The organism is Streptomyces sp. NPDC085596, from assembly GCF_044541565.1.
Classification (GTDB): domain Bacteria; phylum Actinomycetota; class Actinomycetes; order Streptomycetales; family Streptomycetaceae; genus Streptomyces.
Window position 1 is genome coordinate 666,641 of sequence record NZ_JBITTC010000001.1, and the last position, 21,054, is coordinate 687,694.

Sequence of the window (21,054 nt, forward strand, 5' to 3'; positions counted from 1 at the left end):
GCGATAGACACAACCAAACCAGGCCGGCCGGACGTCTTCGGGGAGCCCCGAGTGGATCGCACTGCCCAGCTCACCGCCCGTGTCACCGAGCGCGGGATCGCATACGATCCACCCTCCTCCTCGCCACCCCCCGCACCCTCGGCCGCATCGCTGCACGTCAGGGCGGCCCGGGTGCTGGCAGCCAACTGGACGGGCGGCTCGACGGTCCCCTCCCGGAGCCTGTACCCGCACCAGTGGTCCTGGGACTCGGCGTTCATCGCCATCGGCCTCAGGCACCTGTCGCCGCTGCGGGCGCAGACGGAGCTGGAGACGCTGCTCGCGGCCCAGTGGGGGGACGGGCGGGTGCCGCACATCGTCTTCTCGCCCTCCGTGCCACTCGACGCCTACTTCCCGAGCCCGGATTTCTGGCGCTCCTCCACCGCCGGGCGGCCCGTGGGCGCCCCGCGCACGGTACAGACGTCCGGCATCGTGCAGCCACCCGTGCACGCGCTGGCGGCCTGGCTGGTGCACCGGGCCGACCCCGCCCTGTCGCGGGCGCGTGGCTTCCTGACCCGGGTGTATCCCCGGCTGGCCGCCTGGCACCGCTATCTGCTGCACCGCCGGGATCTCGGCGGGGGCGGGCTGGTGTCGGTGGTGCACCCGTGGGAGCAGGGCATGGACAACAGCCCTTGCTGGGACGCCCCGTTGGCCCGCGTCACCCCGGCCCCGGGCCGCTCCTTCCGCCGCGCCGACCTCGACCACGGCGCCGCCGAGGACCGGCCGACCGACCTGGACTACGGGCGGTACGTGCGCCTCGCGGCCGACTACCGGGACGGCGAATACGCGGACGGGGAAGGCGAGTTCGCGGTGGAGGACCCTTCCTTCAACGCCCTGCTGATCGCCTCCGAGCACGCCCTCGCCCGGATCGCCGCCGAGTTGGGCGCCCCCGGCACCGCCCGCCACGCCCGCGCCGAGCGGCTGACGGCGGCACTGGTGGAGCGGCTGTGGGACGACCCGTCCGGGATGTTCCTCTGCCGGGACCTGCGCGGCGGCGGCCTGATCCGGGAGCGGAGCGTGTCGGGCCTGGTCCCGCTGCTGCTGCCCGGGCTCCCCCGCGAGGTGGCCGGCGCCCTGGCCGGCACCCTGCGCGGCCCGCACTTCGCGGCGCGCACCGGGCTCGTGCCCAGCTACGACCTGCGCGGCCCGGCCTTCGAACCGAACCGGTACTGGCGCGGCCCGGCCTGGTTCAACACGAGTTGGCTGGTGGAGCGCGGGCTGCGCGCCCATGGCGAGCGCGCGGCGGCCGGCGCCCTGCGCGCCGCGTTCCTGCGCGCGGCCGGGGAGTCCGGGTTCGCGGAGTACGTGGACCCGGACACCGGCGAGGCGTGCGGGGCGCCGGGGTTCGGCTGGACCGCCGCGCTGACGCTGGACCTGCTGCACGGCACGGGCGGGGCTTTGGACACTGGGAAAGAGGGAGGGGACCGGAGATGACCGAGCGGCATCATCTGTTCGTGCGGGGAACCACGTTCGCCGCCGTGGGCGACCGGGGCGACATCAGCGGGGTACGGGGCGGTGGTTCGGTCGACGGACTGTTCGTGCGCGACGCCCGGCACCTGAGCCGCTGGCAGCTCACCGTCGACGGCGCGGTGCCGGAAGTGCTGCGCCCGGTCGGGGAGGGCGACACGGCACGCTGCGTACTGGTGCCGCGCGGCGGCCGTCAGGAGCCGCCCGCGTACACCCTGTGGCGCGAACAGGCCGTGGGCGACAGCTCGTTCGTGGAGTCGGTACGGATCACCGGCAACATCCCGGCGCCCACCACGGTACGGCTCGCCCTCACCGTCGACGCCGACTTCACCGACCAGTTCGAGCTGCGTTCCGACCACCGCACCTACGTCAAGGCGGGCGCCGTGCGCAGCCGCCAAGTTCTGGACGACGGGATCGAGTTCGGGTACCGGCGCGGCGAGTGGCGGTCCTGTACCACCATCACCGCCGATCCCGCCCCGGAGGCGGTGGAGGAGACCGGCACCGGGGCCCGGCGGCTGGTCTGGACACTCGAACTCCCCCCGCACGGAAGCGCGGAGCTGCTGCTGCGGGTGATGGCCCGCCCGCACGGTGACCGGCGCGCGGTGCGCGTACCCCGCTCTCCCACCGCCGTGAGCGGACAACTCCGTGCGGCGGAGGACGAGTTCATGGAGGGCGTCGCCTTCCCGACCGCCTGGCCGGAGCTGGCGGCGGCCTGTGCGCGGGGGCTGTCCGACCTGGCCGCGCTCCAGGTGCCGGCGCGGGGACCGGACGGGGAGGAGCTGCGGGTGCCGGCCGGGGGCGCCCCCTGGTTCCTCACCCTGCTCGGCCGGGACGCCCTGCTCGCCTCGCTGTTCGCCCTGCCGTACCGCCCTCAGCTGGCCGCCGCCACGCTCCCCGCGCTCGCCGCCACCCAGGCCACGGCCGACGGCACCTCCCCCGTCGCCCAGCCCGGCAAGATCGTGCACGAGGTCCGGCACGGCGAGCTGGCCCACTTCGGGCAGGTGCCGTACGGGCGTTACTACGGCTCGGTCGACGCCACCCCGCTCTTCCTGGTCCTGCTCGGTGCCTACACCGAGCGCACCGGCGACGCGGCCCTCGCCCGGCGGCTGGAGCGGCACGCCCGAGCGGCGGTCGGCTGGATGCTGGACCACGGCGGGCTGACCGCGCGCGGCTATCTCGTCTACCGCGCCGACGAGGGCGGCCTCGCCAACCAGAACTGGAAGGACTCCCCCGGCGCGATCTGCCGCGCCGACGGCACCCGGCCGAGCGGTGCGGTGATGGCGGCGGGCGCGCAGGGGTACGCGTACGACGCGCTGCGCCGCACGGCGTGGCTGGCGCGCACGGTGTGGGACGACGGGACGTACGCGGCGCTGCTGGAGCAGGCGGCGGCCGATCTGCGTGACCGATTCCAGCGTGACTTCTGGCTGCCTGAACAGTCCTTCCCCGCCCTGGCGTTGGACGGCGACGGCCACCGGATAGACGCGCTCGCCTCGGACGCCGGGCATCTGCTGTGGTCGGGGCTGTTGGACAAGGAGTACGGGGAGGTCGTGGGGCGCAGGCTGCTGGAGCCGGACTTCTTCTCCGGCTGGGGCGTGCGCACGCTGGCCGCCGGCCAGGCCGCGTACCACCCGCTCTCCTATCACCGGGGCTCGGTCTGGCCGCACGACAACGCGCTGATCACCCTGGGCCTGGCCCGCTACGGCCTGCACGACGAGGCCCGCGCGGTGGCCCGTGGCCTGGTGGACGCGGCGGCTTCCGCCGGTCACCGGCTTCCCGAGGTGCTGGCGGGTTACGGCCGCGACACCCACCCCGAGCCGGTACCGTACCCGCACGCGTGTGTGCGGGAGTCCCGTTCGGCTGCCGCGCCGCTCGCCCTGCTCACCGCGGTCGGGGGCGCCTGACACCGGCCTTGACCGGGCGTTTGCCCGGTATTTGCCGTAGGTCGTGAACACCGGACTCCGGTGGACCGTACGGAAGGACGGCGGGCCAGGCGGACCGGCCTCCACCGGTCCTGCCCAGCCTCCCCAGCGTGGCCCGCCGCCTCCGTCGTCACCGGCCCCGCGCGGAAGGACCTCCGGGTTTGCCTCAGCACAAGAACACGCACAAGTCACCGGCCGCGACGGGGGGACCGGGGGGCGCCCCCGAAGAGGGCTCCGCGGAATCCGGCGGGGTGGCGGGTACCGAGACCCTGGTGGAGCACGGGAAGAGCGACGACCGGGGTTCCGGCGTGGCCGCCGAGCCCTCGGGAGCGAAGGCTCACGGGTCCGACGCCGAGGGCGGCACGGGGCCGGACGAGACGGGCCCGGCGAAGGCGGGCGCTGAGGGTGGCAGTGCCGCTCCGGAGGCCCCCGCTGGGGCCGAAGTCAGCCCGGAGGGAGCGCCGGAGGCTGAAGCACGCGGGGAAGCCGAGGTGGAGGCCGCCCCCGAGCCGGTCCCTGACCCGGCCCCCGAGGCCGCCCCGCGAAACGCGCGGCAGACGGACGCGGGCCGCACGGGCGAGGCGAAGGCCGACCCTGAGGACACCCCCGAGGCGGCCCCCGACACCGACCCCGACGCGGCGGCCACCCCTACGGGCCTCCCCGAACCCGCCCCCGACTCGCCCTCGAAACCACCCCGCTTCGCCCGCCTGGCCCGCTGGCAGGCCGAGCACCCCCGGCGGGCCCGGGTCCTCTCCCGGACCATCACCGTCCTGGCCGCCGTGCTGGTCGTCTGCACCTTGGTGATGCCGGCCACCATCGCCGGGGTCAGGCCGGCCAACTTCCTCCGGCTGCCCGGTGAGGCGATCGTCGGGGCGGCCGTACTGCTCGCGCTGCCCCGGAAGCCCCGGATCGTGCTGGCCGCGCTCTCCGGTGTGGTCCTCGCCGCGCTGACCGTGCTGAACTGGCTCGACATGGGGTTCAAGCAGTACCTGGGCCGGACCTTCAACCTGGTGCTGGACTGGAGCCTGCTGGGGGACGCGCAGTCGTACCTGGAGGACTCGCTCGGCCGGGTGGCCACCCTCGCCGCGACCGCCGGACTGATCGCCCTCGTGCTGCTGCTGTTCGCCTCCCTGGCCTACGCCGTCGTGCGCCTGAGTGACGTCCTCGCCCGGCACTCCGCCGCCGCGACCCGGGGCACCCTGATCGCGGGCGTCGTCTGGATCACCTGCTCCTCCTTCGGGGTGCAGCTCGCGGGCGTGCCCCTCGCCGCCGAGGGCGCCGCCCTCACCCTCCAGAGCCAGTCCCAGCGGGTGTCGAACACGCTGAAGGACGAGGCCGCGTTCCAGAAGGTCGCCAAGGTGGACGCGTTCGGCGCGACCCCGCCCGCCCAACTGGTGCCGGACCTGCGCGGCAAGGACGTCATCTTCACGTTCATCGAGAGCTACGGCCGCAGCGCGATCGAGGACCCGATCATGTCGCCCGGCGTGGACAAGACCCTCTCCGTTCGCAACGAGGCGCTGGAGAAGGCGGGTTACCACGCCAAGAGCGGCTGGCTGACCTCGGCGACCTACGGCGGCAGCAGCTGGCTCGGCCACTCCACCACCATGTCGGGCCTGTGGGTCAGCAACCAGCAGCGCTACCGCACGGTGATGGCGAGCGACCACCTCAGCCTCACCAAGGCGTTCAAGAAGACCGGCGCCTGGAACACGGTCGGCGTGATGCCGGGCGTACAGAAGGCATGGCCGGAGCAGAGCTTCTACGGCCTGGACAAGGTCTACAACGCCTTCCAACTCGGCTACAAGGGGCCGAAGTTCAGCTGGTCGACGATGCCGGACCAGTACGCGTTGGAACAGTTCCAGCAGCGGGTGCACGGCAAGAAGCACGACAAGCCGGTGATGTCGGAGCTGATCCTGACCTCCAGCCACCAGCCCTGGGGCCCGATCCCGAAGATGGTCGGCTGGGACGAGCTGGGCGACGGCTCGGTCTTCAAGGGCATCGAGGCGGCGGGCAACAAGGCGGCCGACGTGATCGCGGACACCACCAAGTCCCGCCAGGAGTACGGCAAGTCGATCCAGTACTCGGTCACCGCGCTCACCGAGTGGCTGGAGCGCTACGGCTCCGAGGACACGGTGCTGGTCTTCCTCGGCGACCACCAGCCCATCGCCCGCGTCAGCGGCAACCACGCCAGCAGGGACGTACCGGTCTCGATCGTCGCCAAGGACCCGAAGGTGCTCGACAAGATCGGCGACTGGGGCTGGACGGACGGCCTGCGCCCCGCGCACGACGCACCTGTGTGGAAGATGAACGCCTTCCGCGACCGCTTCCTGACCGCGTACGGCTCCACCCCGCACCCGAAGAAGGGCTGACCCCTAGGGTCCTTGAGAGACAGGGCCGGTCCCTCAGGGGTCCGGCCCTGGTGTCGCTCAGCCGCCGGAGGTGTCCAGCTCGGCTTCCTCGCCGACGCCCGCGCAGTCGTACGGGTCCTTCAGCCAGCCGTCCGGCAGCACCACCCGGTTGTTGCCGGAGGTACGCCCGCGCGGGCCGTCGGCGCCGGTCGGCCACGCCTGGTCGAGGTCCAGCTCGTCCAGCCCGGCGCGCAGCTCCGCGAGCGAGGAGGTGATGGCGAGCCGCTTGCGCATCTCGGAGCCGACCGAGAAGCCCTTGAGGTACCAGGCGACGTGCTTGCGGAAGTCGATGACACCGCGTGCCTCGTCGCCGAGCCACTCCCCGAGCAGCGTGGCGTGCCGGACCATGACGTCGGCGACCTCGCGCAGGACGGGCCGCTGGAAGTCGTCGCGGCCCTCGAAGGCGGCGACCAGGTCGGCGAAGAGCCAGGGACGGCCGAGGCAGCCGCGGCCGACGACCACGCCGTCGCAGCCGGTCTCGCGGACCATGCGCAGCGCGTCCTCGGCGGACCAGATGTCGCCGTTGCCGAGCACCGGGATCTCCGGGACGTGCTCCTTCAGCCGGGCGATGGCGCTCCAGTCGGCGGTGCCGCCGTAGTGCTGGGCGGCGGTGCGGCCGTGCAAGGCGATGGCGGTGACGCCCTCCTCGACGGCGATGCGGCCGGCGTCGAGGTAGGTGATGTGGTCGTCGTCGATGCCCTTGCGCATCTTCATGGTGACCGGCAGATCGCCCGCCCCGGAGACGGCCTCCCGCAGGATGGATCGCAGCAGGTTCCGCTTGTACGGCAGCGCGGAGCCGCCTCCCTTACGGGTGACCTTGGGGACCGGGCAGCCGAAGTTCAGGTCGATGTGGTCGGCCAGGCCCTCTTCCGCGATCATGCGGACGGCCTTGCCGACGGTGGCCGGGTCGACGCCGTACAGCTGGATCGAGCGGGGCTTCTCGGTCTCGTCGAACCTGATCAGCTGCATGGTCTTGTCGTTGCGCTCGACCAGCGCCCGCGTGGTGATCATCTCGCTGACGAACAGCCCCTTGCCCCCGCTGAACTCCCGGCACAGGGTGCGGAAGGGGGCGTTGGTGATCCCGGCCATGGGTGCGAGCACGACGGGCGGCACCACGGCGTGCGGGCCGATGGACAGCGGCTGGGTCATCAGGGGGCTCCGGGGCGGATGTACAACACGGGCAAGGACCCATTGTCCCTCACCCCGGCAGCACCCCTGCCCCTACGGCTCGGGATCATGTAAGGGTCATTAGTTAGCCGCACTATCGAAGCGCGTACGATGGGGCGCATGCCCGAGCTGACTCACCGGCGGCGGATGCTGGTGCTCTCGATCTGCTGCATGAGCCTGCTGATCGTGAGCCTGGACAACACCGCCCTGAACGTCGCGCTGCCGTCCATGCAGCGCGAGCTGCACGCCACGACCTCCGGCCTCCAGTGGGCGATCGACGCCTACACGCTGGTGCTGGCCTCGCTGCTGATGCTCGCGGGGTCCACGGCGGACCGGATCGGCCGCAAACGGGTCTTCATGGCGGGCCTGGTGATCTTCACCGCCGGTTCCCTGCTGTGCTCGCTCGCCCCCAACCTGGAACTCCTCGTGGTGTTCCGCATGGTCCAGGCGGTCGGCGGCTCGATGCTCAACCCGGTCGCCATGTCGATCATCACCAACACCTTCACCGACCCGCGCGAACGGGCGCGGGCGATCGGCGCCTGGGGCGCGGTGGTCGGCATCTCCATGGCCGCCGGTCCGCTGGCGGGCGGGCTGCTGGTGGAGTCGGTCGGCTGGCGCTCGATCTTCTGGGTCAACCTGCCGGTCGGCCTCGCCGCCCTGCTGCTCACCCTGCGCTTCGTTCCCGAGTCCCGCGCGCCCAGGCCGCGCCGCGCGGACCCGGTCGGTCAGGTGCTGGTGATCGCCCTGTTCGGCTCGCTGACGTACGCGATCATCGAGGCGCCGAACGCGGGCGCCGCCACGGTGCTCCCCTTCGCGGTAGTGGCCGTCGCCGCCCTGCTGGCCCTGCTCATCTACGAGCCCCGGCGCGCCGAACCCCTCATCGACCTGCGCTTCTTCCATTCGGCACCGTTCAGCGGGGCGACCGGGATAGCGGTGAGCGCCTTCGCCGCACTGGGCGGCTTCCTCTTCCTGTCCACGCTGTACCTCCAGAACGTACGCGGCCTCGACGCCCTGCACGCCGGCCTGTGGATGCTGCCGATGGCGGTGCCGACCCTGCTGTGCGCCCCGCTGTCCGGACGGCTGGTCGGCAGCCGGGGCCCGCGCCTGCCCCTGCTGATCGCGGGCGCGGCGATGACGGCGAGCGGCCTGCTCTTCGCCCTGTTCGAGGCCGAGACCTCCGACGTCACCCTGTTCCTCGGCTACGTCCTCTTCGGCGTCGGTTTCGGCTTCGTCAACGCCCCCATCACCAACACGGCCGTCTCCGGCATGCCCCGCGCCCAGGCGGGCGTGGCGGCGGCGGTCGCCTCCACCAGCCGTCAGCTCGGCCAGACCCTGGGCGTGGCCGTGATCGGCGCGGTCCTGGCGTCGGGCATCGGCAACTCCCCGTACCGCGACACCTTCGTCTCGGCGGCCCGCCCCGGCTGGTGGATTCTGGCCGCGTGCGGCGCGGCGGTCCTGATCCTGGGCCTCCTGACCAGCGGCCGCTGGGCCCACGGGACGGCGGAACGGACGGCTGAGCGGCTGGAGACGGAAGAGGTCCGCCAGCCGGCGGGGGTGTCCTGACCTCAGGTTGCTTCGGCCGGCTCGGCCCACTGGCGGACGAGGTGTTCCGTGTGGGCGGGCTCACGGCTGTCGAGCGTCCCGGCGACTCCCCGGCGCGGCCAGGCGACCGGGGTTTTTCTGACCTCAGACCGCCTCGGCCGGCTCGATCCACTGGCGGACGAGCCGTGCCCATTGGGCGCGGGCAGGCAGTAACTCCGGAACAGGTTGTCTCCCCCGTTCACCCCGCGAGCGCCATCGCGTGCAGCTTCTCCAGGCGTTCGCGGGACTCCTCGTTCTTCGGCGGGTAGATGACGATGCGGGGGCCGGGGTCGGGGCAGAGCCAGAGGTCGGTGTGTTCCAGGGTGAGGTGGCCGACGTGCGGGTTGAGGAACTCCTTGGTCTTGGAGCGACTGCGGACCACCTCGTAGCGCTCCCAGTTCTCAAGGAACTCCGGGTACGCCTGGAGGCGCTTGAGCAGCATCTTCCAGGCGGGTTCGCCGAGGTGTCCGGCCATCGAGGCGCGCAGCCGGGCCGCCATCAGCCGCAGGGCCTCGTCGAGGTGGACGATGGAGGCGCGCCACTCGGGGTTGGAGTAGCCGAGGAGCACACAGTTGCGGTCCTCGGGCGCGACCGCGTCCATGTCGCACAGCAGCCGGGCGTAGGTGCGGTTGTAGGCCAGGATGTCGTACCGGCTGTTCTGCACGGCGGCCGGGAACGGTTCCATCTGGCGCAGGGTCGCGCGCAGCGCCGGGGTGATGCTGGGGCAGATCGCGGCGGGGGTCGGGTCGGTGGCCCCGGCCAGCTGGAAGAGGTGGGCGCGCTCGCTGGGGTCCAGCATCAGGGTGCGGGCGAGGGCGTCGAGGACCTGCACGGAGACCTGGATGTTGCGGGCCTGTTCGAGCCAGGTGTACCAGGTGACGCCCACGGCGGAGAGCTGCGCGACCTCCTCCCGGCGCAGACCGGGCGTACGCCGCCGGACACCGCGCGGCAGCCCCACCTGCTCGGGGGTGATTCGCTCACGGCGGCTGCGCAGGAACGCGGCCAGTTCATGGCGCCGTATCTCAGCGCCCTTGACCGCCGGGGAGGCGCTTTCCTGGGCCATGGTCGTCATGGCTCCAGAGTGCCTCCGCGCCGACCCCGTTGCCAGGTGCTCCTACCACCAGGATGAGCGCCCGCCACCACCAGGCTGCGGGTGGGACAAGGCCCGGCCGAGGGCGTTGGCGGGTACTTCCGGTACCAGCATCGGCACACTCTGGTACCCGTCTCCGAGGCGGCGCACGCTCGTCTGCATGACCGAGACCACCCTCTCCACCGCGCCGTCCGTACGCGCTCCGGCGGCGGCGCCCACCCTGAGCGGGGCGGGCCTGGTGACCGTCCTGCTGGCCGCCGCGCTCCCGCTGGTCGACTTCTTCATCGTCAACGTCGCCCTCCCCGCCATCGGCAGCGACCTCTCCGCGAGCGAGGCCCTGCTGGAGCTGGTCGTGGCCGGGTACGGGGTCACCTACGCGGTGCTGCTCGTGCTCGGCGGGCGCCTCGGGGACCTGTTCGGCAGGCGCCGGCTGTTCATCGGCGGCATGGCCGCCTTCGGGCTGACCTCGCTGGCGTGCGGGCTGGCCCCGGACGCGTGGAGCCTGGTCGCGGCGCGGGCCGCGCAGGGCGCGTCGGCCGCGCTGATGCTGCCGCAGGTGCTCGCCACCATCCAGTCCACCACCGCCGGCGGCCGCCGCGCCCGCGCGATGAGCCTGTACGGGGCGACGGCGGGCCTGTCCATGGTGGTGGGCCAGATCCTGGGCGGCATCCTGGTCGCGGCGGACATCGCCGGAACCGGCTGGCGCTCGATCTTCCTGGTGAACGTGCCCGTGGTCGTCCTCGGCCTGGTCCTCGCCGTCCGTCATGTCCCCGACACCCGCGCCCGGCATCCCGAGCCGGTCGACGTACCCGGCACGGTCCTGCTGGCGGTGGCCCTGCTGGCGCTGCTCGCCCCGCTCACCGAGGGCCGCGCGACGGGCTGGCCGCTGTGGACATGGGTCTCGCTGGCCGTGTTCCCGGTGGCGGGCTGGGCGTTCTGGACGGTGGAACGGCGCCTGGACCGGCTGGGCCGCACCCCGCTGCTGCCGCCGAGCCTGTTCGCCACCGAGTCCCTGCGACGGGGGCTGCTGATCGTGGTGCCGTTCTGCCTGGGATTCAGTGGGTTCATGTTCGTCATCGCGCTGAGCCTCCAGCAGGGCGCGGGTCTTGGTCCGGTACGTGCGGGTCTGGCGCTGGCGCCGATGGCGGTCTCCTTCCTCCTCGTCTCGCTGGCCGGTCCCCGCCTGATCGCCCGCTTCGGAACGCGGGTGGTCGGCGCCGGTGCGGTGCTCCAGGGCGTGGGCGTGCTGCTGATCGTGCTGGCCGTGTGGCGGGACTGGCCGGAGCTGGGTCTGGGCACCCTGCTGCCGGGTGCGGCCGTCGCCGGAGCCGGCCAGGCACTCCAACTCCCCAACCTGCTGAGGATCGTGCTCTCCGAGGTCCCGGCCGCCCGCGCCGGCGTGGGCAGCGGGGTGCTGGCGACGACCCAGCAGGCGTCGTTCGCCCTGGGCGTGGCCACCCTGGGCGCCCTCTTCCTCACTCTGGTCCCCCACCTCGGCATGCGGGACGCCCTGCTGATCGCCCTGTTCACTCAGCTCACGGCGATCCTCGCCACCGGCCTGCTGAGCCTGCGCCTGCCCCGCGAGGTGGGTTGAGCCGGGACCGTGTGACGGTTCCCACCCGGAGTTCCGCCCCTCGCCCCGCCCCGCGTGCCGCACACTCCGGGCATGACCGAGAGCAGGAGCGGGGACAGCGTGCGCCGGTGGGACCGGCACGGCCGGGAACACGTCGTACGGGTGGAACGGGCCGGACTCCAGCGGACCTTCGGCTGCGGCACCTGCGGCTGGCGCCGGGGCACGCGGCACCTGCCCTGGACGCCGACGGACGAGCATCCGGCGACGGAGCATCTGGCCGAGGCCCATCAGGCGACGCTGGACCCGGCCCGGCGATGAATCCACGGCGCCGTGGGAGTCGTACCCCATGACGACCCGCGCCGACCGGAAGGCGAACCCCATGACCGCACTGCACGAGACCCTGCGCCGGTACGTGGACGACGGGAGCCTGCCCGGCGCGGTCGGCCTCGTCGCCCACGGGGACGACATCGAGGCCGTTGCCGTCGGGCACACGGACACCGGGCGGACCGTGCCGCTGGCGCGGGACTCACTGTTCCGGCTCGCCTCGATCACCAAGCCGGTGACCGCCGCCGCGCTGCTGATGCTCGTCGACGAGGGGCTGGTCGGGCTGGACGACCCGGTGGCTCGGTGGCTGCCCGAGCTGGCCGCGCCGATGGTGGTGCGGACGCCCGGGTCGCCGGTGGACGACCTGGTGCCGGCCGAGCGGCCGATCACCGTGGAGGACGTGCTCAGTTCCCGGTGCGGCTGGGGCTTTCCCCCGGACTTCTCGCTGCCCGCCGTACGGCCGCTGTTCGAGCTTCAGCGCGGCGGCTTCGCCCCGCACGCGGTGCCCGCCATGGACGAGCTGCTGGCCGACCTCGCCAAGGTGCCGCTCCTCCACCAGCCCGGTGAAGCCTGGCTCTACAACACCTCCTCCGATCTCCAGGGCGCCCTGATCGCGCGGGCGTCGGGTGAAACGCTGCCGGACTTCCTCGCCGAGCGCGTCTTCGAACCGCTGGGCATGACGGACACGGGCTTCTCCGTGCCGGAGCGGGAGCTGCACCGGTTGCCGACGGCCTACCAGCCCGGTCCCGACGGCACTCTTGGTGTCGCCGAAGCCTTCGACGGCGGCTGGGACCGGCTCCCCGCCTTCCCGTCCGGCGCCGGCGGCCTCGTCTCCACCGCCGACGACTACCTGGCCTTCGCCCGGATGCTGCTGGCCGGCGGCGGAGCGGGCGGCAAGGCCGGCGCCCGCAGCCTGCTCTCGCCGGAGTCCGTCGCCCGGATGACCAGCGATCAGCTCACCCCGGCCCAGCGGAAGAGCAGCCCGCTCTTCCTGGAGGGCCAGGGCTGGGGTTACGGCGGCTCGGTCGACATCGACCGCACCGAACCGTGGAACGTGCCCGGTCGCTACGGCTGGGTCGGCGGCACCGGCACCGCAGCCCATCTGGTCCCGGCCACCGGCAAGGTGACCGTCCTTCTCACCCAGGTGGCGATGACCGGTCCGACGCCGCCCGCGGTGATGCGGGACTTCTGGCGGGTCACGGCCTGACGCGGATCACGGCCTGACGGGAGCGCCCAGCCCGCGTATCAGCAGATCCACGATCACTCTGAAGTCCTCCTCGATACCGGGCTGCTGCCATTCGCGGGCGTAACAGGGGTCATGGAATCGGGCCGTGGCCTGGAAGACCGCGCGGGCCTCGGCGGCCGGGTCCGCGGCACGGAAGGTGCCGGACTCGGTCCCGGCCTCGATGATCCGGGCGAGCTGGGCGGTGAGGTCGGTGATGTGCTCGCCGACCGTCACCCCGCTCTCCTCGGCCAGCACGCTGTAGGTGGCGAACAGCTCGGGATCGTCACCCGCCTTGTGCCGCTTGGCCTCGAACAGGGCGGCGAGCCAGTCCCGCAGCCGGCCCTCGACGGGGGTCTCCTCACCGGCGATGACCGCGAGCCGCTCCGAGGTACGGTCCAGCCAGCGCTTGGTGACCGCCTCGCGCAGCGCCGCCTTGGTGCGGAAGTGGCGGTAGACGCTGCCGTGGCTGACCCCGAGAGCACGGGCCACGTCGACCACGGTGGCCTTGGCCGGGCCGTGGCGGCGCAGCACCTCCTCGGTCGCTTCGAGGATGCGCTCGGCGGTCAGGGTCTCGGTCGCTGCCATGCCTAGACCGTACCCGGCGCGCCGGTCACCGCTTCCGGCTCATCGCTCGCTGTCCAGCATGGCCATCTGCGCGGGCGCGTACCGCTCGCCCGCCGCCGCGCCGGCCGGGACGGCCTCCTCGATGGTGGCGAGGTCGGCCGCGTCCAGGGTTATGTCGAGCGCGCCCAGCGCCTCGGACAGCCGCTCGCGGGTGCGGGAGCCGATCACCGGCACGATGTCGGAGCCCTGGGCGAGGACCCAGGCGATGGCGATCTGGGCGACCGTGGCCCCCTTCTGCTCCGCGATCTTGCGGAGGGAGTCGACCAGGCTCAGGTTGTGCCGGAAGTTGTCGCCCTGGAAGCGGGGCGAGAAGGCGCGGAAGTCGGTGGCGGCGAAGTCCCGGTCGGCGGAGATGTGGTTGGAGAGCAGGCCGCGCGAGAGCACGCCGTACGCGGTGACGCCGATGCCCAGCTCCCGCAGGGTGGGCAGGATCTCCCGCTCGATGCCGCGCGAGATCAGCGCGTACTCGATCTGGAGGTCGGAGATCGGGGCGGTGGCGGCGGCGCGGCGGATGGTGTCGGGGCCGACCTCGCTGAGGCCGATGTGCTTCACCCACCCCTTCTCCACCAGTTCCGCGACGGCGCCGACCGTCTCCTCGATGGGGACGTCCGGGTCGAGGCGGGAGGGGCGGTAGATGTCGATGTGGTCCACGCCGAGGCGCTGGAGGGAGTAGGCGGCGAAGGTCTTCACCGCTGCGGGGCGGCCGTCGAAGCCCAGCCAGGCGCCGTCCGGGTCGCGCAGGGCACCGAACTTCACGCTCAGCACCGCGTTGTCGCGGAGGTGGGCCGGGGCGGTGCGCAGGGCCTCGCCGACCAGCATTTCGTTGTGCCCCATGGCGTAGAAGTCGCCGGTGTCGAGGAGGGTGACGCCCGCTTCCAGCGCGGCGTGCACCGTGCGGACGGCCTCCGGGCGGTCCGCTTCTCCATACATACCCGACATGCCCATGCAGCCGAGGCCGAGGGCGGACACCTGGGGGCCGGTGGTTCCGAGATTTCGCGTGGGGATCGTCATGCGTCCAGCCTGGCACGTGGACTGACAGAATTCAATATCTGTCAGTTGTTAGTTGTCAGTGGATTTCGGGTAGACCCCGTCCAGGCACGAAAAAGCCCACCCTCCGACCCGGAGGACCGGGCAGGAGGGTGGGCGGAGATGAGAAGGTCAGGCGCCGATCAGACGGGCGGCGAGGTAGCCCTCGATCTGGTCGAGAGACACCCGCTCCTGCTTCATCGTGTCGCGCTCGCGCACGGTCACCGCGTTGTCCTCGAGCGTGTCGAAGTCGACGGTCACGCAGAACGGGGTACCGATCTCGTCCTGGCGGCGGTAGCGGCGGCCGATGGCGCCGGCGTCGTCGAAGTCGATGTTCCAGTTCTGACGCAGCGCCTGAGCCAGACCCTTCGCCTTCGGGGACAGCTCGGGGTTGCGGGAGAGCGGGAGCACCGCGACCTTGACCGGGGCGAGGCGGTGGTCGAGGCGCAGCACGACGCGCTTCTCCATCTTGCCCTTGGCGTTGGGCGCCTCGTCCTCGGTGTAGGCGTCGAGGAGGAAGGCCAGCATGGTGCGGCCGACACCGGCGGCGGGCTCGATGACGTAGGGGGTCCAGCGCTCGCCGGCCTCCTGGTCGAAGTAGGAGAGGTCCTGGCCGGACGCCTTGGCGTGAGCGCCGAGGTCGTAGTCGGTGCGGTTGGCGACACCCTCCAGCTCGCCCCACTCCGAGCCGCCGAACGAGAAGCGGTACTCGATGTCGGCGGTGCGCTTGGAGTAGTGGGAGAGCTTCTCCTTCGGGTGGTCGTACCAGCGCATGTTCTCCTCGCGCAGGCCGAGACCGGTGTACCAGTTCCAGCGCTGCTGCATCCAGTACTCCTGCCACTGCTCGTCCTCGCCCGGCTTGACGAAGAACTCCATCTCCATCTGCTCGAACTCACGGGTCCGGAAGATGAAGTTGCCGGGCGTGATCTCGTTGCGGAAGGACTTGCCCATCTGGGCGATGCCGAAGGGCGGCTTGCGGCGCGAAGTGGTCTGCACCTGGGCGAAGTTGGTGAAGATGCCCTGGGCGGTCTCGGGACGCAGGTAGGCGACGGAGCCGGAGTCCTGGGTCGGGCCGAGGTGGGTGGAGAGCAGACCGGAGAACTGCTTGGGCTCGGTGAAGGTGCCCTTGTTACCGCAGTTGGGGCAGTTGAGGTCCGTCAGGCCGTTGGCCGGAGCGTGCCCCTTCTTCTCCTCGTACGCCTCTTCCAGGTGGTCGGCGCGGAACCGCTTGTGACACGAGGTGCACTCGGTCAGCGGGTCCGTGAAGGTGGCGACGTGACCGGAGGCGACCCAGACCTCGGGGGCCAGGATGACGGACGAGTCGATACCGACCACGTCCTCGCGCGACGTCACCATGTAGCGCCACCACTGACGCTTGATGTTCTCCTTGAGCTCGACACCCAGCGGTCCGTAGTCCCAGGCGGCACGCTGTCCGCCGTAGATCTCACTGCAGGGGAAAACGAAGCCACGGCGCTTGCTCAGGCTGACGATGGTGTCGATCTTGTCGGCGGCCACGGTGCTCTCTTCATTACGACGACGGGCGTTGAAGCGAGATGCTTCCAGCGAATGATTCAGGTTACCGGCGCATGCTCCCCCTCGGCCAAATCGGCCCCCGCCGACCCCCCTCCCGAAGCCGCCGAAGCCCGCCCGAACCCTTACCAAGCCGACCTGGAGAATCCGCGTCGCAAGCCCCGGCCATCCAGCTTGTTGACAATCGTTTCCAACTTTGTTGAAAATGACTGTCATGAACGTACGACGACGCCTCATATCCGGGTCCGCGATAGCGGCCGCCACCGCACTGGGTCTGGGCACGCTGTCCGCCTGCTCGGACAGCAGCGCCGCGTCGGGGAACACGGGCAAGTTCGACGTCGTCGCCTCGTTCTATCCGATGGCCTTCCTCGCCGAGCGGATCGGCGGGGACCACGTGCACGTGACCACGCTCACCACGCCGGGCCAGGAGCCGCACGACCTGGAGATCAGCCCGCGGCAGATAGGGGGCCTCGAGCGCTCCGACGCCGTCCTCTACCTGAAGGGGCTCCAGCCCTCGGTGGACAAGGCGGTGGACCAGTCGCCGGTGAAGACGAAGATCGACGCGGCCACGCTGACCACACTGGAGAAGCACGGCACCGAGGTCGGCGGCCACGCGGCCGGGCACGAGGAGGAGCACGCGGGCCACGACCACGAGAGCGAGGACGGCAAGGACCCGCACATCTGGCTCGACCCGGTGCGGTACGCCGAGGTCGCCCAGGGTGTCGGCCGGGCCTTCGAGAAGGCCGACCCGGACCACGCGGCCGACTACAAGAGGAACACCGCGGCCCTGGTGAAGCAGCTGGACGAGCTGAACACCGACTTCAAGGACGGCCTGGCGCACACCCGCTCCAAGGTCTTCATCACGACCCACGCCGCCTTCGGCTATCTCGCCGAGCGCTACGGCCTCACCGAGGAGGCGATCAGCGGCCTCGACCCCGAGTCCGAGCCGAGCGCGGCCCGTGTGCGGGATCTCCAGAAGCTGGCCAAGGCCGACGGGGTCTCCACCGTCTTCTACGAGACGCTGGTCAGCGACAAGACCGCGAAGACGGTCGCCGGGGACGCGGGCCTGAGGACCGACGTGCTCGACCCGGTCGAGGGCATCACGAAGAGGTCCCGCGGCCAGGACTACTTCGCCGTCCAGCAGGCCAACCTCAAGGCCCTCCAGAGCGCCCTGGGGGCCAAGTGACCACCGAGGAACGGGAGTCGGCACCCGCGCTCGCCCTGCGGGACGTGCGGGCCGAGCTAGGCGGGCGGCCGGTGCTGCGCGGCATCGACCTGACCGTGCGCCCCGGCGAGGTCGTCGCGCTGCTCGGCGCCAACGGCTCAGGCAAGTCCACGGCCGTGCGCACCGCCATCGGGCAGGTGCCGGCCACCTCGGGCGCCGTCGAGCTGTTCGGCACGCCCCTGCGCTCCTTCCGCGACTGGGCCCGCGTCGGCTACGTCCCCCAGCGCACCTCCGCCGCCGGGGGCGTACCGGCCACGGTCTCCGAGATCGTGTCCTCGGGCCGGCTGGCCCGCACCCGCTTCGGGCTGTTCCGCAAGGCGGACCGGGAGGCGGTGGGGCGCGCGCTGGAACTGGTCGGCATGGCGGACCGTGCCAAGGACTCGGTGACCGCGCTCTCCGGGGGCCAGCACCAGCGGGTGCTGATCGCTCGCGCGCTGGTCTCCGAACCCGAGCTGCTGATCATGGACGAGCCGATGGCCGGCGTCGACCTCGCCAGCCAGGAGGTGCTGGCGTCGACCCTGCGTGAGCAGGTCGCCGCCGGGACCACCGTCCTGCTGGTGCTGCACGAGCTGGGCCCGCTGGAGCCGTTGATCGACCGCGCGGTCGTCCTGCGCGACGGCTGCGTGCTGCACGACGGGCCGCCGCCGAAGGCCGTCGGCCAGCACGCCCTGCCCGGCCACGACCACGTGCACCCGCACGAGGGCGCCGAACCGATCCGTACGGGACTGCTGAGCTGATGGACTTCCTCAACTACGCCTTCATGCAGCGGGCGCTGCTCGCGGCCGTCCTGGTCGGCGTCATCGCCCCCGCGATCGGCATCTACCTCGTCCAGCGCCGCCAGCCCCTCATGGGCGACGGCATCGGGCACGTGGCGATGACCGGCGTCGGCCTCGGCTTCCTGCTGAACTCCTCGCCGGTGTGGATGGCGACGGCCGTCTCCGTCGCGGGCTCGGTACTGATGGAGCTGATCCGCTGGTACGGCAGGACGCGTGGCGACATCGCCCTCGCCATGCTCTTCTACGGCGGCATGGCGGGCGGTGTGCTCTTCGTGAACCTCGCGCCCGGCGGCTCCAACGCCAACCTCACCTCGTACCTCTTCGGCTCGCTGTCCACCGTGGCGCCGTCCGACGTGACCGCGATCATCGTGCTGGGCGCGTGTGTGGTCGCCGTGACGCTGGGGCTGCGGCGCCAGTTGTTCGCGGTCAGCCAGGACGAGGAGTTCGCGCGGGTCACCGGGCTGCCGGTGCGGGCGCTGAACCTGCTCGTCGCGGTCACCGCGGCCGTCACCGTCACCGTGGCGATGCGCGTCGTCGGCCTGATCCTCGTCTCGGCGCTCATGGTCGTCCCCGTGGCCGCCGCCCAGCAGCTCACCCGCAGCTTCGCGGCGACGTTCGCCATATCGGTCGCGCTCGGCGTGACGGTGTCGATCGGCGGCACGATCACGTCGTTCTACGAGGACGTCCCTCCGGGTGCGACGATCGTCCTGCTCACCATCGCCGCGTTCGCCGTCATGACCGCCCTCGCCACCCCCCTGGCCCGCCGCCGAGCCCGCGCGACCCGCTCCGCCGGAGACCCGGTGGAGTGCGCGATCCCGGCCACGCGACCAGCGGGGGACGAGGTCGGCGTCCGACCGTCCGAGATCCGGCCCGAAGCCGCAAGGCGCCCTCGCTGACACCGCACCGGACGCGCCCGGCCCGCCACACCCCCCGCCGGGCACAAGGTCAGCGTCCGGCCTCCGGAAGTCCGAGCCAAGGTCGCAAGCCGCCCTGCGGGCCCTGGACCCCCGCAGCCCGGGTCAAACGCACGCCCCCACCCCGCGAACCCGCCGGAGGCACCCTCGGCGTCTGACCTCGGGGGGTCCGGGCTGGCACAATGGCCCGGTCAGAGGCGCAGACATGAGGAGGCACCCGGTGACGACCGCTGGACCGCCCGTGAAGGGCCGCGCGACCAAGCAGCGCGCGGCGGTGGCGGCGGCCCTCGACGAGGTCGACGAGTTCCGCAGCGCGCAGGATCTCCACGACATGCTCAAGCACAAGGGCGACTCGGTCGGGCTCACCACCGTCTACCGCACCCTCCAGTCCCTCGCCGAGGCCGGTGAGGTCGACGTGCTGCGCACCTCGGACGGCGAGTCGGTCTACCGCCGCTGCTCCACCGGCGAACACCACCACCACCTGGTCTGCCGCACCTGCGGCAAGGCGGTGGAGGTGGAGGGGCCGGCCGTGGAGAAGTGGGCCGAGGCCATCGCCTCCGAACACGGCTTCGTCAACGTGGCCCACACGGTGGAGATCTTCGGCACCTGCGCGGACTGCGCGAACGCCTGACGACGGCGTCTCGCTGCCGAGTCGCACCGCCCCTCCGCACACACGCCGGGAATTCGACGGCAGGGCCTAGCAGCGGGTGATGTGCCGGTCCAGGAGTGTGCGGAGCCGGTCCGTGGAGGCGCGGTCGGGAAGGCCGTGTTTGGGCAGGACGGTGAAGCCGGTGGCGTTCCGGTCGGCGCTGAGCAGGACGAAGACGCGCGAGGTCTCCAGGTAGCGGGGCACGGCCGCCCAGCTGATGGACGACGAGGCGGTGTCGTTGACCAGCGTGAGCCCGGCGTGGTCACGGTGGCCCGGAACACGCCCTGCTGATCGCTGAGCCGCTGGAGCTGACGGCCCGACAGCCAAGGCGACAGCACCAGCACGGCCAGGGCGAGGGCCAGCACCGCCGTCCAGCCCAGCGGAAGGCTCTCGTCCTGGGCGGCGAGCAGCGCGCCCCAGGCCACGAAGCCGACCGCCACGACGTAGGGCGACCAGCGCTGTATCCACCCCGAGCGGCTCACCCGCAGCCGCGCCCGCAGCGCGGCGGTGAAGTCCGCGGCCACGGGCCGGTACGTCAGCTCCACCGTGTCCCCGGCCGCGTCCGGCATGACATCGCCGACGGATTCCCCGCCCATGACGATCCCTCCCCAGTTCCATGATCGTGAAGAGGGATCGTAAGGGCGGACGGGCGGTCAGGACGACGTCGAGTCGTCCCCCTTCATCGCAGCCTCCATGGCCAGCAGCTCCTCGTTCGGCACCGCTCCCCCGAAGCGCCGGTCACGCGAAGCGAATTCCATGCAGGCTCGCCACAGGTCGCGGCGGTCGAAGTCGGGCCACAGGACGTCCTGGAAGACCATTTCCGCGTAGGCGCTCTGCCACAGCAGATAGTTGGACGTGCGCTGTTCGCCGGAGGGGCGGAGGAAGAGGTCGACGTCGGGCATGTCGGGGTAGTACAGGTACTTCTGGATGGTCTTCTCCGTGACCTTGGCCGGGTCCAGGCGTCCCGCCTTCACGTCCTCGGCGATGGCCTGCGCGGCGTCGGCGATCTCGGCGCGGCCGCCGTAGTTCATGCAGAAGTACAGGGTGAGGAGGTCGTTGTCCTTGGTCTGCTCCTGCGCGACCTGGAGTTCCTTCGCCACCGACTTCCACAGCTTGGGCATCCGCCCGACCCACCGCACCCGGATACCCAGCGCGTCGAGCTGGTCGCGGGACTTGCGGATGAAGTCGCGGTTGAAGTTCATCAGGAAGCGGACCTCGTCCGGCGACCGCTTCCAGTTCTCGGTGGAGAAGGCGTAGAGCGAGATGTTGCGGACGCCCGCCTCGATCGCCCCCTGGAGCACGTCGAGCACCTGCTCGGCGCCCACCTTGTGCCCTTCCGTACGCGGCAGCCCCCGCTCCTTCGCCCAGCGGCCGTTGCCGTCCATGACGATCGCCACGTGCTCGGGGACCAGCTCACCGGGAAGCTTCGGCGCGCGGGCGCCGGACGGGTGCGGGTCCGGCGCCTGGTACTCCCGGCGCCGGCCCCCCAGAAATCCGCGTACGACCATGCTTCTCGTCTCCTC

General features: G+C 71.9%; 18 protein-coding genes. 11 read left to right on the forward strand and 7 right to left on the reverse strand.

Annotation, left to right across the window (positions count from 1 at the left end; translation table 11 throughout):
• Window positions 1-51 precede the first annotated feature (51 nt).
• The 3 genes from ACIGA3_RS03070 to ACIGA3_RS03080 all read left to right on the forward strand — a co-directional run bounded on the left by ACIGA3_RS03070 (window position 52) and on the right by ACIGA3_RS03080 (window position 5,788).
• Window positions 52-1,470 carry an MGH1-like glycoside hydrolase domain-containing protein gene (locus ACIGA3_RS03070; RefSeq protein ID WP_399709931.1) on the forward strand — a complete coding sequence of 473 codons (1,419 nt, stop codon included), beginning with the start codon at window positions 52-54 and terminating at the stop codon, window positions 1,468-1,470.
• Window positions 1,467-3,404 (forward strand): glycogen debranching N-terminal domain-containing protein, encoded by a 1,938-nt coding sequence (locus ACIGA3_RS03075; protein WP_399709934.1) that lies wholly within the window; start codon window positions 1,467-1,469, stop codon window positions 3,402-3,404. The genes ACIGA3_RS03070 and ACIGA3_RS03075 overlap by 4 nt, the downstream gene beginning before the upstream one ends.
• A gap of 269 nt (window positions 3,405-3,673) precedes the next feature.
• Window positions 3,674-5,788 (forward strand): CDP-alcohol phosphatidyltransferase, encoded by a 2,115-nt coding sequence (locus ACIGA3_RS03080; RefSeq protein ID WP_399709937.1) that lies wholly within the window; start codon window positions 3,674-3,676, stop codon window positions 5,786-5,788.
• Window positions 5,789-5,845: 57 nt separating this feature from the next.
• On the opposite strand, the gene dusB is transcribed toward ACIGA3_RS03080, so the two are convergent.
• A complete protein-coding gene (dusB, locus tag ACIGA3_RS03085; protein WP_399709940.1) occupies window positions 5,846-6,976 on the reverse strand; it encodes a tRNA dihydrouridine synthase DusB in 1,131 nt (376 codons plus the stop codon).
• 138 nt (window positions 6,977-7,114) lie between these two features.
• Here dusB and ACIGA3_RS03090 point away from each other — a divergent pair, with 138 nt between their 5' ends.
• A complete protein-coding gene (locus ACIGA3_RS03090) occupies window positions 7,115-8,557 on the forward strand; it encodes an MFS transporter (protein ID WP_399709942.1) in 1,443 nt (480 codons plus the stop codon).
• 217 nt (window positions 8,558-8,774) lie between these two features.
• Here ACIGA3_RS03090 and ACIGA3_RS03095 read toward each other — a convergent pair whose 3' ends face one another.
• Complete coding sequence (locus tag ACIGA3_RS03095; RefSeq protein ID WP_399709945.1) at window positions 8,775-9,647, reverse strand: helix-turn-helix transcriptional regulator; 873 nt, start codon at window positions 9,645-9,647, stop codon at window positions 8,775-8,777.
• Between the two features lie 178 nt (window positions 9,648-9,825).
• Here ACIGA3_RS03095 and ACIGA3_RS03100 point away from each other — a divergent pair, with 178 nt between their 5' ends.
• From ACIGA3_RS03100 to ACIGA3_RS03110, 3 genes are all read left to right on the forward strand, one after another.
• Window positions 9,826-11,259 (forward strand): MFS transporter, encoded by a 1,434-nt coding sequence (locus ACIGA3_RS03100; protein ID WP_399709948.1) that lies wholly within the window; start codon window positions 9,826-9,828, stop codon window positions 11,257-11,259.
• Between the two features lie 72 nt (window positions 11,260-11,331).
• Window positions 11,332-11,556, forward strand: coding sequence for a hypothetical protein (locus ACIGA3_RS03105; RefSeq protein ID WP_399709951.1), 225 nt, complete (start codon window positions 11,332-11,334; stop codon window positions 11,554-11,556).
• 61 nt (window positions 11,557-11,617) lie between these two features.
• On the forward strand, window positions 11,618-12,769 hold the full coding sequence (locus ACIGA3_RS03110; RefSeq protein WP_399710775.1) for a serine hydrolase domain-containing protein: 1,152 nt from the start codon (window positions 11,618-11,620) through the stop codon (window positions 12,767-12,769).
• Between the two features lie 6 nt (window positions 12,770-12,775).
• On the opposite strand, the gene ACIGA3_RS03115 is transcribed toward ACIGA3_RS03110, so the two are convergent.
• The 3 genes from ACIGA3_RS03115 to ACIGA3_RS03125 all read right to left on the reverse strand — a co-directional run bounded on the left by ACIGA3_RS03115 (window position 12,776) and on the right by ACIGA3_RS03125 (window position 15,952).
• Window positions 12,776-13,372: a TetR/AcrR family transcriptional regulator gene (locus ACIGA3_RS03115; protein WP_399709954.1), complete on the reverse strand. Its 597-nt coding sequence runs from the start codon at window positions 13,370-13,372 to the stop codon at window positions 12,776-12,778.
• A gap of 39 nt (window positions 13,373-13,411) precedes the next feature.
• Window positions 13,412-14,422, reverse strand: coding sequence for an aldo/keto reductase (locus ACIGA3_RS03120; RefSeq protein WP_399709955.1), 1,011 nt, complete (start codon window positions 14,420-14,422; stop codon window positions 13,412-13,414).
• 147 nt (window positions 14,423-14,569) lie between these two features.
• Window positions 14,570-15,952 (reverse strand): glycine--tRNA ligase, encoded by a 1,383-nt coding sequence (locus tag ACIGA3_RS03125; RefSeq protein WP_399709958.1) that lies wholly within the window; start codon window positions 15,950-15,952, stop codon window positions 14,570-14,572.
• Between the two features lie 229 nt (window positions 15,953-16,181).
• Here ACIGA3_RS03125 and ACIGA3_RS03130 point away from each other — a divergent pair, with 229 nt between their 5' ends.
• The 4 genes from ACIGA3_RS03130 to ACIGA3_RS03145 all read left to right on the forward strand — a co-directional run bounded on the left by ACIGA3_RS03130 (window position 16,182) and on the right by ACIGA3_RS03145 (window position 19,513).
• On the forward strand, window positions 16,182-17,153 hold the full coding sequence (locus ACIGA3_RS03130; RefSeq protein ID WP_399709962.1) for a metal ABC transporter substrate-binding protein: 972 nt from the start codon (window positions 16,182-16,184) through the stop codon (window positions 17,151-17,153).
• Window positions 17,150-17,929: a metal ABC transporter ATP-binding protein gene (locus tag ACIGA3_RS03135; RefSeq protein WP_399709965.1), complete on the forward strand. Its 780-nt coding sequence runs from the start codon at window positions 17,150-17,152 to the stop codon at window positions 17,927-17,929. Before ACIGA3_RS03130 ends, ACIGA3_RS03135 begins: the two co-directional genes overlap by 4 nt.
• Window positions 17,929-18,864, forward strand: coding sequence for a metal ABC transporter permease (locus ACIGA3_RS03140; RefSeq protein WP_399709968.1), 936 nt, complete (start codon window positions 17,929-17,931; stop codon window positions 18,862-18,864). Before ACIGA3_RS03135 ends, ACIGA3_RS03140 begins: the two co-directional genes overlap by 1 nt.
• 238 nt (window positions 18,865-19,102) lie before the next feature.
• Window positions 19,103-19,513 carry a Fur family transcriptional regulator gene (locus ACIGA3_RS03145; RefSeq protein WP_399709971.1) on the forward strand — a complete coding sequence of 137 codons (411 nt, stop codon included), beginning with the start codon at window positions 19,103-19,105 and terminating at the stop codon, window positions 19,511-19,513.
• A gap of 66 nt (window positions 19,514-19,579) precedes the next feature.
• Here ACIGA3_RS03145 and ACIGA3_RS03150 read toward each other — a convergent pair whose 3' ends face one another.
• Both ACIGA3_RS03150 and ACIGA3_RS03155 read right to left on the reverse strand, forming a co-directional pair.
• The gene (locus ACIGA3_RS03150; RefSeq protein ID WP_399709974.1) at window positions 19,580-19,735 is read right to left on the reverse strand and encodes a hypothetical protein; all 156 of its coding nucleotides are present in this window, start codon (window positions 19,733-19,735) and stop codon (window positions 19,580-19,582) included.
• A gap of 449 nt (window positions 19,736-20,184) precedes the next feature.
• Window positions 20,185-21,039: an isoprenyl transferase gene (locus ACIGA3_RS03155; RefSeq protein ID WP_399709977.1), complete on the reverse strand. Its 855-nt coding sequence runs from the start codon at window positions 21,037-21,039 to the stop codon at window positions 20,185-20,187.
• Window positions 21,040-21,054 lie beyond the last annotated feature (15 nt).